Origin of the sequence: Halorubrum sp. Boch-26, from assembly GCF_029889805.1 — an archaeon.
Lineage (GTDB): Archaea > Halobacteriota > Halobacteria > Halobacteriales > Haloferacaceae > Halorubrum.
On record NZ_JARANT010000012.1, the window covers coordinates 1 to 13,376 of the forward strand.

Consider the following 13,376-nt stretch of genomic DNA (forward strand, 5'->3'; position numbering starts at 1 on the left):
CTCGCCGGCCGGCGGGACGCCGGCGTCGGCTTGCGCGTAGCCCTCCGGCGCCGGCGTCTCGCTTAACGCCTCGGCGTGGGCCGCGCGGTCCCACGCCTCCGTCGTCTCCCGCGTCGTCGTCAGGCGCTCGGCCTCGACGCGGAGCGCGGCCGCCGTCTCGGCGTCGGCACCCTCGGCCGCGGCGGCCTCAATGGCGTCGAGCACGTCCTCGTTCGTGATCGGCTCCTCCGCCGCGTTCAGCTCGCGGAGGACCGTCGAGAGCGAAGCGCTCCCGTCGGTCGCCACCCGGAGGCGTCGGTCGATCTCCCCCGCGACGAGCGCGCCCTTCGTGTAGTCGGGGTTCCGTTCCCACGTGTCGGGGGCGGCGAGGACCGCCGAGGCGTCGGGGTCGCGCTCGCCGCGGGCCAGCGTCCGCTCGAACTCGTCGAAGTCGGCGGCGCCGCGGTCGAGCGCGAACAGCGCGGCGTAGTAGGTCGCGCTCGCCTCGGTGATCCACCGACCGCTCGATTCGGTCCGGTACGCTTGGCGGGTGTGGACGTACTCGTGGGTCCAGACATCGTCGGCCGTGCCCGCCGGCTCGGTGTCCCGGACCCATAGGTCGCCGGCGCCGACCTGAAGCCCGCGCACGCCCCACCCGACGCTGTCGGTGGGGGCGGCGACCGCGAACACCGTCTCGTCGCGGGGACCCACCTGCAGCGCGGTCGACGCCGATTCGAAGACGCTGAACACCGCCTCCGGAGTCGCTTCTAGGTCGGCCGCCGCGGGGACGATCAGCCGGTAGCGCTGCCCGCCCGCCTCGCGGACGTGCTCCTCGTAGGGGCCGAGAAACGCCATCGCCTGCGAGGCGGCCCCCTCGCCGTCGACGGCGTTCTCGCGCGTCAGCCGGACCTGGCCGTCGTACTGGCCGGTGTACGACCAGCTCGCGCTCGTCCGCGGCGTCCGGACGAGCGCCCATCTGCCGGTGTCGACGAACCGATAGGTCCCGCGGGCGCCGAGCGGCCCCGCCTCCTCGACGGTGTCGTTGGCGTCCATCGCGTAGGTGAGAGAGGGGGCCGCCGTCTCGCCGTCCCACTCCCACGTCGACCGGTCGGGGCCGGCGTCGGCGGCCGGCTCGAAGCCGTCGGCCTCGACGGCGGCGTCGTTCCCGCTGAGCAGGGTCACCCGGAGCGCCGTCACTCGGTCGGGGATCGCCGCCCGCGTCGTAACCCCGACCGTCCCGGGCTCGCCCGTCGTGTACAGTTCGTTTCGCAGGCGGATCGCGTCGGCGTCGCCGACCTGATCCGCGTCGGCGCCTCCGACCGCTCCGGACGAAGAGGGGCCGACGGACCCGTGAAAGGCGGTTCCCCCGATATCGGCGGGGGCGTCCGCGGTAGAGCGGTTGTTGACCGCTGCGCCTCCGGCGACCCCCAGCGCGGCGACGAGCAGGACGGCGACGAGCATGACCGCGGCGACGGACCGAATCGCGAGGTCAGAGCCCGACCGTATCATGGATCCACTACCGTGCGACGCGGACATAGGCCTGTTCCTCGCGGTCGCGACCGACTCCGTGTCGGCCCGGACGAATCAGGGAAGGGTCCGCGTCAGATCGCGTGGATCCGGGCGGTCCAGAAGTCGCGGAAGGCGTCGTCGAGCGCGGCCTTCGGCTTTCCCGTCGCGTCCGAGACGTCGGTCAGGTCGGCGTGGTCGCGGACCTCGCCGAGCACGCTGCGCTCGCCGACGACGATAAGACGGTCGACGTCGTCGGCGACGGCGGCCAGTTCCCGGTTCGCCTTCTTCAGGTGGTCGTCGATCTGGCCCTCGCGGCGGCGCTCGAAGCGCCCCTGTGAGAAGCCGCCCTTCGAGTGCGCCTCCTTCACGTCGGAGGTGAACCCCTCGAAGGCGACGCGCTCGGCGCCATCGTACGTGCCGAGCGCGAACGTGTCCGAGCGGACCACCGCGAAGGCGAACCGGCCCGTCGGGCGGAACCACGCGTCCTCCAGTCGGAAGGCGTCGTCCCACCGATCGAAGGAGTCGGGCTCGATCGGAGTCGAGAGCGCCGCGCTCACGGCGCCCGAATCGTCGGCGAGGAGGATCGCGGGCGCGGCCCGCCGGACGAGACGAGTGCGGTCGCCGAACCACTCGGAGACGGTCGTCGGGACCGCGTCGTCGCTCGGGACGAACGCGGTGAGCAGTCCCTCCGGGTCGTCGCTCTCGAGCGCCCGGAAGCGGTCGAGGATGTCGGCCAAACGCGGGCCGCGGGCGTCGCTCACGCGGCGGAACTCCACGGACGCCTCCTCGCTCTCCGCCCGACCCAGCCGCTCCTCCAGCGACTCGATCCGGTGTTCGAGCTCGTTGACGCGCTCCTCGGCGCGCTGGCGGTCGGCGACCGCGTCCGATCGGCGCTCCTCCTCGGCCCGGGCGCGGCGTTCGAGGTGGCGCTTCTCCTCCTCTACCTCCGCAATCTTCTCTTTCAACTCGGCGCGCCCGAGCAGCCTGTCGATCATACCGAATCCGCGACCCGCGACGACCTAAAAGGTGCGTCTGTGGCGAGACGAACGCCGGAACTGTTTATAAGCCGTCGCGGTGGCGCGTGAGGCTGCGGTACCGTGCAGTGCTGGGTGCGACTCAAAAGGGAAGCCGAGCGCGGCCGAGGCTTTGGAAGTGCTCACCGTCGGTCAGTACCCAACCGCTTATAAGCGATCGATCGGGGCGCAGACGCCACGCAAACCAGAATCGACAGAACCGTTCCCGTACTACGCGTTCGTGTGCGGCTCCCAACCCTCCCACCGCAACAGCGTCTCCGCCCGATCCGCGTCCGCCAACAGGACGTTCTTGCGGTCCGGGAGCGTCTCGTCGGCGAGCTCCTGGGGGAGCGCGAGGGTCCCGCTCGGCACGTCGGCGTCGCCGCCGACCGGGATATGCCCGCCGCCGACCTTCATCACGAGGGGTGCGTCGAGTCGCTCTACCCCGTCGCCGTCGGCGTAGAGCTGCTCGTTGACGTGCTCGTGGTCGGCCCGCTGGATGACGGCGCGGTCGCCGCCGTGGGGCTCGACGTACAGTTCCCCCAGGTAGTATCCGCTCGAAAATCGCTCGAACATGCTGTGCGTGATATCCTCTGGCACGGTAGTATATAAGCGTTGCCCGACACGCGATCGGATCTGAGAATCGGCGACGAACCGTGTGAAAACCGAAGACGGCCGACCGCTACTCCCCGTCAGATTGCCGCGCGACCTCGTGGCGCCCGAAGCCGTATCGGAGGCGGTTCGCGAGCCGTCGCGAGAACCGGCCCTCGTTCCGCGAGTCGAACCGCTCGGCGAGCGCCTGATAAATGAGGGGCACCGGCACCTCCTGTTCGAGCGCCTCCTCGACCGTCCACGTCCCGGTGGACCCGCCGGCGACGTGGTCCGCGACGTCGCCGAGGTCGGAGCCCTCCTCGCGGAACGCCTCCTCGCAGAGCTCCAGCAGCCACGACCTGATCACGGCGCCGTTGTTCCACGTCCGCGCGATCGACTCCATGTCGAGGTCGAAGCGGCCCTCGGTGAGCAGCTCGAACCCCTCGCCGTACGCCTGCATCAGCGCGTACTCGACCCCGTTATGGACCATCTTCACGTAGTGGCCCGCCCCGGATTCGCCCATCCGGTCGTGGCCGTCCGGGCCGGTCGCGACCGCGTCGAAGACGGGGACCAGCGCCTCGTACGCCCACTCCGGACCGCCGATCATCAGCGAGAAGCCCTCCTCGGCGCTGGCGGGGCCGCCCGAGGTGCCGCAGTCGAGGTAGGCGGCGTCCGTCTCCTCGCCGCGCCGGACCGACTCGTGGAACCGGGAGTTGCCGCCGTCGACGACCACGTCGTCGTCGTCGAGGTGCGGCTCCAAGTCCGCGAGGGTGGCGTCGACGGCATCGCCCGCGGGGACCATGAGCCAGATCCGCTTGCCGTCTGGGTCGCCGTCGTCCAGTCGATCGCAGAGGTCTTCGACCGAGTCCGCGGGCTCCGCGCCCGCCTCCGCCGCGGTCGCCGTCGCCTCCGCCGAGAGGTCGAACGCGACCACGTCGTGGCCCGCGTCGAGCGAGCGATTCACCACGATCTGCCCCATCCGCCCGAGTCCGATGACGCCGAGTTCCATGCGCGAGGGGTGGCGACCGCCCGCCGTAGTGGTTCCGGTTCGGTGGCCGCCGCGAACCCCGCGCGACGCTCGCCGACCGACCTCCGGAACCGTTTTTGCGACGCTCCGCGACCACGACCCATGCCGCGTGTTACCGAAAGAGACCTCGACTGGACGGAGACGGACCGCGGCGAGACCCGGTTCCGCCGGAAGCAGCTCGCCGAGGCGGCCGGCGGCGAGGGGATCGGCTGTAGCCTCTACGAGCTCCCCGCCGGCGCGAAGTCGTGGCCGTACCACTACCACACCGCCAACGAGGAGGCGATCTACGTCCTCGCCGGCGAGGCGACCCTGCGACACGACGGGGAGACGCACGCGATCGAGGCCGGCGACTACGTCGCGTTCGCGGCCGACGAGTCCGGCGCGCACCGCGTCGTCAACGAGGGCGACGAGCCGGTGCGGTACCTCGCGCTGTCGACGATGAAGGAGCCCGACGTGACGGTGTACCCCGACTCGGAGACGTTCGGCGTCTACGTCGACTCGCCGCCGGGCGGCCGCGAGGAGCGCTCCCTGGAGGGGTACTACGAGATCGGCGACGACATCGACTACTGGGAGATGTAAGCGCCGCCCGAGCGGTCGGGCGACGCCGTCTCCGTGGGCCGCGCCCGGGGGCGTCCGACTTCGGTCCGCCGGTCTCGACGAGGCGCCCGGAGAAGAGGAGCCGCGGGAGGGCCACGGAACCGCGAGTCGCCGGGCGCTATTTAACACCGAAACGCATGAAGGGATAGCCGGAGGGGTCGAGACACCGTAGCGTCTGTACGAATGTCCCGAGAGGACGCCAGGACGACGGCCACGGGGTGGAACCGATGAGCCGAACGCGGTTGCGTCTCGGCCTCCCCGAGGACTCCTGGCTCGGGGAGGTCTCGCGGTCCCTCCCCGACGCGACGCTTCGGGTGACGGGGACCATGGCCGCGAAGGAGGGCGACATCACCGCGCTGACGGCGACGGGAGGTAACCACGTCGACATCGCCGACACCCTCCGCGAACGCGACGACGTAGATCGGATCGAGGTCGTCGAACGCCGAGGAGCGGAGACGGTCGCCGGCGTCACCGCCCCGGCGCCGTCGTACGTCGCGGCCGCGCGGCGGGCCGGCGTTCCGGTCGAGTCCCCGGTCGAGGTCGCGGACGGGCGGGCGACGCTCGTGGTAGCCGACGACCGCGAGCGGCTCTCCGCGTTCGGCCGGCGGCTCGCGGCCGCGGGCGCCACCGTCGAGTCGGCCGGCGGGAACGAGTCGGAGCCGATCCTCACCGAGGCCCAGCGCGAACTCGTCCGGGCCGCGGTCGAGGCGGGGTACTACGACACGCCGCGGGAGTGCACGCTCACGGAGCTCGCCGCCGACCGCGACATCGCCAAGTCGACCTGCAGCGAGACGCTTCACCGCGCCGAGGGACAGGTGTTACGCCGGTTCATCGAGCGGAAGGCGCCGTTCGACGCCGACGGTTCAGCGACCGGGTCCGCGCCCGCGATCCCCTCCTCGTCGGTCGGCGAGACCGACGACGGGGTCGACGGCGACGCGCCTCGCGGCTCCGAAAGGGCCGGTGTGACGGCGACGGAGCCGTAGTCGGCGGAGGAGTCTTCCCGCGGCGACCTACTCCTCGTCGAGCGCCTGCCACGAGAGCCGCGGGTTCCGCGCCGCAGCGACTTGGTCGATGCGGCCCGCGGCGGTCCGGTTCGGGGCCGCGTCGAGGGCCTCGTCGGTGTCCGCGTACGCGAGATTGAACGCCTCCGCGAGGTCGTCGAGCGAGGATTTCCCCTCGATCTCGGTCGGCTCCGTCAGCATCGCTTCGGGCACCATCTCGGGCCACTTCGTGGTCGGCGGGTGGACGCCGAAATCGAGCATGCGCTTGGCGACGTCTGCGGCGTCGCGCTCCCCTGCAGTCGCCGCGAACTCGTGGTGGAACGGGCCGTGGGGAACGTCCAGATCGATCCGCTCGGCGAGGTAGTTCGCGTTCAGCACCGCCTTCGCCGCTGTGTCCGAAAGCCCCTCGTCGCCGAGGCGGGCGATATACGCGTACGTCTTGACGAGGACGAGCCAGTTACCGGTGAACCCGTGGACCTTGCCGATCGTGTGGTCCGGCTCGAAGCGCTCGTACCCGCTCCGCTTCTCGTTCTCGCGGACCTGCGGAGCGGGGAGGAACTCGGCCAGCTCGTCGACGACACCGACCGGGCCGGCCCCGGGGCCACCGCCGCCGTGGGGCGTCGCGAACGTCTTGTGAACGTTGTAATGCATCACGTCGAACCCCATGTCTCCGGGGCGGCCGCGGCCGAGCAGGGCGTTGAGGTTCGCGCCGTCGTAGTAGAGCAGCCCGCCCGCGTCGTGGACGATCTCGGCGATCTCCGTGATGTCGCGCTCGAAGAGCCCGACCGTGTTCGGGTTGGTGAGCATGAGCGCGGCCGTGTCGTCGCCGACGGCCGCCTCCAGCGCCTCGACGTCGACGCGCCCGTCGTCGCCGGAGGGGAGCTCGACCACGTCGTAGCCGGCGGTCGCGGCGGTCGCGAAGTTCGTCCCGTGCGCGGAGGCCGGGATCACGACCTCGGACCGGTCGTCGCCGTGGTGCTCGTGGTACGCCTTCGCGACGAGGATGCCGGTGAGCTCGCCGGCCGCGCCCGCCGGCGGCTGGAGCGTCACGGCGTCCATCCCGCCGATCTCGGCGAGGTGCTCCTGCAGGCGGTACTGGAGTTCGAGGTTCCCCTGCGTCGACCGCTCGGAGCGGTCCGGGTGGACCGCCGCGTTCGGGTCGGCAGCGACGTCCTCGGTGAACTTCGGGTTGTACTTCATCGTGCAGCTCCCGAGCGGGTACGGCCCGGAGTCGATCGCCCAGTTCATCTGCGAGAGGCGGGTGTAGTGGCGGGCGATCTCCGGCTCCGAGGGCGCGGGGAGGGTGAGCTCGTCGCGCGTCAGGTCGTCCGGGAGCGGCGAGTCCGCGGTCACGTCGACCGTCGCTTCGCCCTTCTCGGAGAGGAGCGGCTCTCGCACGTCCTCGGTCTCGCGCTCGTAGTTGGCCTGGTCGTGGATCACTCAGATCACCTCCTCGAACGCGGCGACGAGGTCGTCGGTCCGACCCGCGTTCAGGTCCGTCACGCACACCTGCAGGCGGTGCTCGCCGACGACGTGGACCGCGAACCCCGCAGTCTCGAGCTCCGCGGCGATCGCCGCGGCCGGCTGGTCGACGCGCACGACGAACTCCCGGACGTGGTGGCGGTCGTGGACGGGCGCGACCACCCCCTGCAGCCCGTCGATCCGGTCGGCGAGCGCGGCCGCCTCGCGGACGCAGTCGTTCGCGAGGTCGACGAGGCCGTCCGGACCGAGCGCCGCCGCGTGCATCGCCGCGCGGAGCGCGACCCACGCCTGGTTCGTGCAGATGTTGGAGGTCGCCCGCTCCTTCCGGATGTGCTGTTCGCGGGTCTGGAGCGTGAGCGTGTACGCTCGGTCGCCGTCCGCGTCCTCGCTCGCGCCGACGAGCCGCCCCGGGACCTGCCGGAGGAACTCGTCGCTACAGGCGAAGATACCGAGTCCCATCCCGTAGGCGGTCGGGAGCCCGAGCACGCCCGCCTCGCCGACGACGACGTCGGCGCCGACGCTCGCCGGCTCCTCGAGGACGGCCAGCGAGACGACGTCCGACCCGAGGACGAACAGCGCGTCGGCGTTCGCCGCGAGGTCGCCGACCGCCCCGAGGCGCTCCTCGAGACAGCCGCGGACGGTGGGGTTCTCGGCGTACACCATGACGACGTCGTCGCCGACGCGGTCGGCGATGGCGTCGACGTCGGCGTTGCCGTCGACCATCGGGTACGACTCGATCGTCAGGTCGGCGCCGTCGCAGTAGTTCGCGAGGACCGCCCGCTTCCCCTCTCGGAGGTGCTCGGGGACGAGGACGACCTCGCCCGAGGTCGAGCGGACGCGGTCCGCGAGCGTCGCCGCCTCGCCGAGCGCGGTCGCGGCGTCGTACATCGAGCAGTTCGCGACCGGGAGCCCCGTCAGCTCGACGAGCATCGACTGGTACTCGAACAGCGCCTGCAGGAACCCCTGCGAGATCTCCGGCTGGTACTGGGTGTAGCTCGTGAGGAACTCCGCGCGGTCGGAGAGGTGGTCGACGACGCTCGGGACGTAGTGACCGTAGTGGCCCCGTCCGAGGAACTCGGTCAGCTCGTCGTTCCGGCCGAAGATCCGCGAACACTCCGTGCGGACCTCCCGCTCCGTGCGCGATTCGATCCCGAACTCGCCGTCGAAGGCGACGTCGTCGGGGATGTCGAACAGCGCCTCCTCGTCGTCGACGCCGACCGCCGAGAGCATCGCCGCGGTCTCGTCGTCCGTGTGCGGCGCGTACGGGGTACCGTCCGTCCCGCTCATCGGATCGCCCCTGCGCGGCGATTCGGTCCCGCACGTCCGCCGTCGCTCTGTCGTCCGGTGCCGGGTCGTCCGTCGAAAGGTGAGATGGTCATGGTCGTGTGTCCGTTGGTGTGTCCCGCGCCCGGGAGTTCAGTCGTTCCGCGCTCCGCGATCGTTCCGCGCTCCGCGATCGCTAGGCGATCTGCGCGTCGTACTCGCCGGCGTCGAGAAGGTCATCGGCCTCTCCGCCCTCGGTCGCGTCGACCTCCAGCATCCAGCCGTCGCCGTACGGGTCCTCGTTGACGAGCTCCGGCCGGTCGAACAGCGCCTCGTTGACGGCGACGACCTCGCCCGAAACGGGCGCGTACAGGTCCGAGACGGCCTTGATCGACTCGACGACGCCGAACGCCTCCCCGGCGGTGACCGCGTCGCCGACCTCGGGGAGTTCGACGAAGACGACGTCGCCGAGCTCGTCCTGCGCGAAGTCGGAGACGCCGACCCGGACGGTGTCGCCGCTCGTGGTCCACTCGTGCGATTCCAGGTACCGTAACTCGTCGGGAACTTCGAAGCTCATTGGTGAAAGGGGTCGTCGCGGATCACTCGGTCGGGCGGGTGCGAACCGGCCGACACCCACCGGCGCGCCGCGCGAGGCCGGCGGGTCCGTCCCCGCGGGGCGTCGGCCGGCGAAACTTTCGGTCGAGAGATGGTCCGCGACACGTGTGGCTTATTCTTCCCGCGACGGGGAGATAAAAGGTATGTTCGCGGCCACCGCGTCGCCGGCTCACTAGCCGTCTATCCCGCGACGCGACGAAGCGCGGAAGCGTCGAACCCGACACGGCCCGCCGTTCACGACCAGCGGTCGAGCCCCGTCTGGACCTGCGACTCCCTGATGCGCTCGAAGCCGCGATCGACCTCGTCGGCGGCGACCCCCCACTCGTCGACGACGTACGCGCGGGCGGCCGCCACGTCCGGGTTCACGTCGGCGTCGACGTCGACGTCGGTCGCCGGCGGGTTCATGAACAGCTCGCGGATCTCGGCGGCGTTCGGGATCTCGGACCCCCGAGCGTCGAGAACGGCCCACAGGTCACCGTGCTCTCTGACTGCTTTCACGGCGGTCTTCGGTCCGACGCCGTGGACGCCCTCGTTGAAGTCGGTCCCGCACAGCATGGCGACGTCGACGAGTCCCTGTCGGTCGAGCCCGAGTTCGTCGAGGGTCGCCGCGAGCGCCATCAGCTCCGGGTCTCCCTTGCTCGTGAGCTGTCGGAGCGTCGTCGGGGCGCCGAAAAGCAGGGTGTCGTAGTCCTCGCTGCCGGCGTGATCGACCGTTCCAGTCGCCGCCATGTGCGCGCACTGGGCCTCCCCCTCGGCCGGGGCCTCGACGATCGGCACGTCAAGTAGCCGCAGCAGCTCGCGGGTCGTCTTCTGGATCGTGTCGGTGAGCCGCTGAGTGCGGGCCTCCAGCCGGGCGGCCTCCACGGCGTCACCGCGCTCCGCGGCCGCCGCCCGCCGGTCCTCGGCTCGTTCGCGCTTCTCGCGCCGGTCCGCGATCTCGTCTGCCTTCAGGTCGGTGACGGCGCCGTCGAACACCATCACGGGGACCAAGTCGTGCTCGAAGAACTTCGGGAGCCCCTGGACGACGCCGATCAGGTTCGCGACCTCGACGCCGTCTGCGGTGGTGTACGTCTCGTCGGCCGTCCACTTTACCGTCGTCGTGAGGTACCGGTACAGCCAGTTGTGCGCGTCGACGGCGACGACGCTTCCCTCGATCTCCTCGAAGGCGACGTCCCGGATCGCCGCGAGGTCGCGCAAGTCCGCGTTTCCCATCAGTCGATCTCTCGGCGTCGCGGCTCTTAAACCATCGACTCGCGGAACGGCTGTCCACGTGCGGGAGCGTCCCGCGTCGGCCACCAACGTGCGGGAGCGTCTCGCGTCGGCCACCAACGTGCGGGAGCGTCCCGCGTCGGCCACCAACGTGCGGGAGCGTCTCGCGCCGATCGCGCCGATCCGACGCCCCGAACTGCCGGCTTGTGGGGCGTTTATGTGTGTCAGCCGACTACGATCCGGTAGCGAATGGTCTCGCCGTTCGAGGTGTTGAGAGTCGACGAGGACGCGGACGAGGCCGCGATCGAGCGCGCCTACCGCGACCGAGTGAAGGAAGCCCACCCGGACCAGGGCGGCACAGTCGAAGAGTTCCAGCTCGTCAGGCGCGCCTATCGCGAGCTCGACGAGCAGGCGCGAAACGGGAACGGCGACGACGCCACCGATATCGATATCTCTGAGGACGAGGGCGACGCCGACGAGGTGGAGCCGGTGCGCGTCGAGTTCCTCGATTACGACGCACTCGCGGACTACGGCTGGTCGCTCGATGACGACGAGCTGTTCCGGAAGGCCTCGCACGCGGACCTCGGCGCGGCCGAGCACGGGCGTCTGCTCGTCCAGCCGGACGAGAGCCTGCTTGAGGCGGCCGAGAACCGCGGGTTCGGGTGGCCGTTCTCCTGTCGCGGCGGCGCCTGCGCGAACTGCGCGGTGTACCTCGTGGAGGGCGAGCTCTCGCAGCCGGCGAACCACATCATGCCCGACGAGCTCGCGGAGCGAGGGTTCCGGCTCTCGTGTAACGGCTACCCGCTGAGCGACGAGCTGAGTGTCGTGTTCAACGTGAAACACCTCGCCGAGCTCGACGACCTCATCCTCCCGCCGGGGCCGTTCACGCGGCGGTGAACGCGGTCGGCCGGCGTGATCGAGTCGCCGTCTCGATCAGAACGACTCGGCGACGGCGGCGACGACGGCGTCCTCGACCGCGTCGCGCTCTCCCGAGAGGAACTCGATCTTGCCCTCGCGGAGCCCGGCCGCGGTGACGTCGGCGCCGGGCGCGAGCTCGGCCGCGCGCTCGGCCACGTCGCGGACCGAGACCTCCGCGCTCGTTCGGACGTACAGCTCGTCGGTGCCGATGCCGACCGTCGCGTGCGCCCCGCCGTTCGCGCGCCGGCGGTGGAGGTCGTCGAGCAGGAGCGGCGTCGGCGGGAAGTCGTAGCGGTGGGTGTAGCCGTCGGTGTCGAGCACGTCGAACTCGACGCCGTCGACCGCCTCGGTGACGACGTTCGCGGTCGCGGTCCCGACCTCGGTCTCCAGCTTCTCGCGGAACTGCTCGGAGACGTGCGCGGCGAGGTTGCCGCCGTCCTCGAAGAGGAGGTCGGCGACGAGCTCGCGCTTGTCCTGGTACGACTGGTAGTACGCCTCTAAGGCGACGGCCTCGCGGAGCTCGGCGACGCGCTCGACGTCGTAGCCCGCGTCGCGGGCGAGATCGACGTAGCGGTCGGGGGCCTCTGCCCAGTAGCTCACGGCCGGGAGGTGCCGCAGGTCCGCGCGGACCTCGTCGTTGACCGCGGAGGCAAGCGAGGCGACCAACGCGCCCGTCGAGAGGTCGCCCTCGATCGACTCGATCTCCGGGGAGACGAGCGTGTCGACGGCCTCGCGGGTCTCGGGGTCAGCGACCTCGGCGTCGACGACGACCGCGTCCACGCCGTAGACGGAGAGCAGGTCGATGCCGTCGGCGGACTCGACCGTCGAGCCGGTGCCGACGAGTAAGAAGAGCGGGAGCTTCTCGTCGTGCCGGTCGCGGTCCTGCAGCATGCGGGTCGCGTCGTTCGTCGCCGCGTCCATCCCGTACACCGGGTCGTCGAGCGGGCGGCGGGTGAAGTAGTGGTACTCGGCGTCGCTCTTTGCGTGCTCGTCGCGGATCAGCGGGAGCACGGCGCGCTCGACCGCCGCGCCGGCGACGTAACCGTCGGCGGTGGCGGGGTGACGCACGACGATCGGGCGCGATTCGAGGACCGCGCGCCGGATCGCTTCCGCGGCGTCGAGCAGCCCGTCGGCGAGCTGCGCGACCGTCTCGTCGCCCGCGAGCGGCTGGAGCCCGTCGGGACGCGCCTCGTCGGTGAGCGCCTCCGCGAGCCGGCGGCGAACCGCTTCGGCCGCCTCGCCCTCCAAGAGAACGAGCGCCTCGGACTCGACCTGCACGTCGCCCCGGTGGCTCTCGACCTCGCCGTCGATCCGCACCACGTCGCCGACCTCGACGTTCGGATGCGCGCGGACACCCGGCTCGACGAACGCCGCCACGTCGACGACGCCGGTCTCGTCGCGGACCTCGAAGACGGTGGGGCCGCCGGTCTGTCGCACCCCGACGACCTCGCCGTCGATCCGCACCCCGTCCCCGACGGCCTCGGAGAGGATACCGATCTCGACGCGCTCGCGGTCGTCGTCGAGGTCGTCGTCGCTCTCGGCGGCGGGTCCGGTGTCCTCGGCGTCGGTCTCGGGCTCGTCGGTTCCGGATTCGTCCGTCACGTCGTCCGTCTCCGCCTCGCTCGCCGCCGACAGTTCCGCGCCGTCCTCGCTCTCGGCGTCGGCAGCTTCGTCGTCAGCCGCCTCGGTAGCTCCCTCGCTCTGGGCTTCGTCGGTCGACTCGTCGGCGTCGGCCCCACTCGCTTCGTCCGCGTCCGCATCGTCGTCGTCCTCCTCCGGCAGGTGCTCGGTGTCGCCGTCTTGGACGAGCACGCCGCGGAACTCGCGGTCGGCCTGGCGGATCGACCACGCGAGGTCGATATTCCCGTTGTCGCGGACGCCTTTCACCTGCACGAACACCTCGTCGCCCGGCTCCCAGTCGAGGCTGTCGAGCCGTCGGTCGAGTTCGGAGCGGTGGAGCAGCCCTGTCACGCCGGGGGCGAGGTCGATGAACACGCCGAACTCGGCGTAGCCGTCGACGACGCCGCGGTAGAATCGATCGGGTACGAGCTGATCTGGTGCGTTCCCGCGGAAGTCGAACACGACATCCTCTTGGTGCGGTTCGCAGATGCGACCGCCACCGTCGACGTCGACGCCACAGATGATACAGGATCCCATTTGAGTACACCGAGA

At 71.0% G+C, this 13,376-nt stretch carries 12 protein-coding genes; 3 read left to right on the forward strand and 9 right to left on the reverse strand.

Translation table 11 applies throughout. From position 1 onward, the window contains the following. The 4 genes from OQF71_RS02995 to OQF71_RS03010 all read right to left on the reverse strand — a co-directional run. On the reverse strand, positions 1 to 1,488 hold a 1,488-nt coding region (locus tag OQF71_RS02995), incomplete at its 3' end, for a hypothetical protein (RefSeq protein WP_280585718.1). A 92-nt stretch (positions 1,489 to 1,580) separates the two neighbouring features. Next, complete coding sequence (locus tag OQF71_RS03000) at positions 1,581 to 2,483, reverse strand: Vms1/Ankzf1 family peptidyl-tRNA hydrolase (RefSeq protein WP_280585720.1); 903 nt, start codon at positions 2,481 to 2,483, stop codon at positions 1,581 to 1,583. Positions 2,484 to 2,732: 249 nt separating this feature from the next. Further along, on the reverse strand, positions 2,733 to 3,077 hold the full coding sequence (locus tag OQF71_RS03005; protein ID WP_280585779.1) for a DUF5802 family protein: 345 nt from the start codon (positions 3,075 to 3,077) through the stop codon (positions 2,733 to 2,735). A 106-nt stretch (positions 3,078 to 3,183) separates the two neighbouring features. Further along, complete coding sequence (locus OQF71_RS03010; protein ID WP_280585722.1) at positions 3,184 to 4,101, reverse strand: NADP-dependent phosphogluconate dehydrogenase; 918 nt, start codon at positions 4,099 to 4,101, stop codon at positions 3,184 to 3,186. Positions 4,102 to 4,221: 120 nt separating this feature from the next. Between OQF71_RS03010 and OQF71_RS03015 the strand changes: the two genes are divergently transcribed. Continuing rightward, complete coding sequence (locus OQF71_RS03015) at positions 4,222 to 4,698, forward strand: cupin domain-containing protein (RefSeq protein WP_280585723.1); 477 nt, start codon at positions 4,222 to 4,224, stop codon at positions 4,696 to 4,698. Positions 4,699 to 4,943: 245 nt separating this feature from the next. Continuing rightward, positions 4,944 to 5,699 (forward strand): helix-turn-helix domain-containing protein, encoded by a 756-nt coding sequence (locus OQF71_RS03020; RefSeq protein WP_280585724.1) that lies wholly within the window; start codon positions 4,944 to 4,946, stop codon positions 5,697 to 5,699. 27 nt (positions 5,700 to 5,726) lie between these two features. On the opposite strand, the gene gcvPB is transcribed toward OQF71_RS03020, so the two are convergent. The 4 genes from gcvPB to fen form a co-directional block, all read right to left on the reverse strand. Then, entirely contained in the window at positions 5,727 to 7,157 is a 1,431-nt protein-coding gene (gene gcvPB / locus OQF71_RS03025) for an aminomethyl-transferring glycine dehydrogenase subunit GcvPB (protein WP_280585725.1), read from the reverse strand. Continuing rightward, positions 7,158 to 8,486 (reverse strand): aminomethyl-transferring glycine dehydrogenase subunit GcvPA, encoded by a 1,329-nt coding sequence (gene gcvPA, locus OQF71_RS03030; protein ID WP_280585726.1) that lies wholly within the window; start codon positions 8,484 to 8,486, stop codon positions 7,158 to 7,160. Positions 8,487 to 8,658: 172 nt separating this feature from the next. Then, complete coding sequence (gene gcvH, locus OQF71_RS03035; RefSeq protein WP_280585727.1) at positions 8,659 to 9,039, reverse strand: glycine cleavage system protein GcvH; 381 nt, start codon at positions 9,037 to 9,039, stop codon at positions 8,659 to 8,661. 272 nt (positions 9,040 to 9,311) lie between these two features. Next, positions 9,312 to 10,289 (reverse strand): flap endonuclease-1, encoded by a 978-nt coding sequence (gene fen, locus OQF71_RS03040; protein WP_280585728.1) that lies wholly within the window; start codon positions 10,287 to 10,289, stop codon positions 9,312 to 9,314. A 246-nt stretch (positions 10,290 to 10,535) separates the two neighbouring features. Here fen and fer point away from each other — a divergent pair, with 246 nt between their 5' ends. Next, entirely contained in the window at positions 10,536 to 11,183 is a 648-nt protein-coding gene (gene fer, locus OQF71_RS03045; protein ID WP_280585729.1) for a ferredoxin Fer, read from the forward strand. A gap of 36 nt (positions 11,184 to 11,219) precedes the next feature. Here fer and OQF71_RS03050 read toward each other — a convergent pair whose 3' ends face one another. Continuing rightward, on the reverse strand, positions 11,220 to 13,361 hold the full coding sequence (locus OQF71_RS03050) for an OB-fold nucleic acid binding domain-containing protein (RefSeq protein WP_280585730.1): 2,142 nt from the start codon (positions 13,359 to 13,361) through the stop codon (positions 11,220 to 11,222). Positions 13,362 to 13,376: the final 15 nt, after the last annotated feature.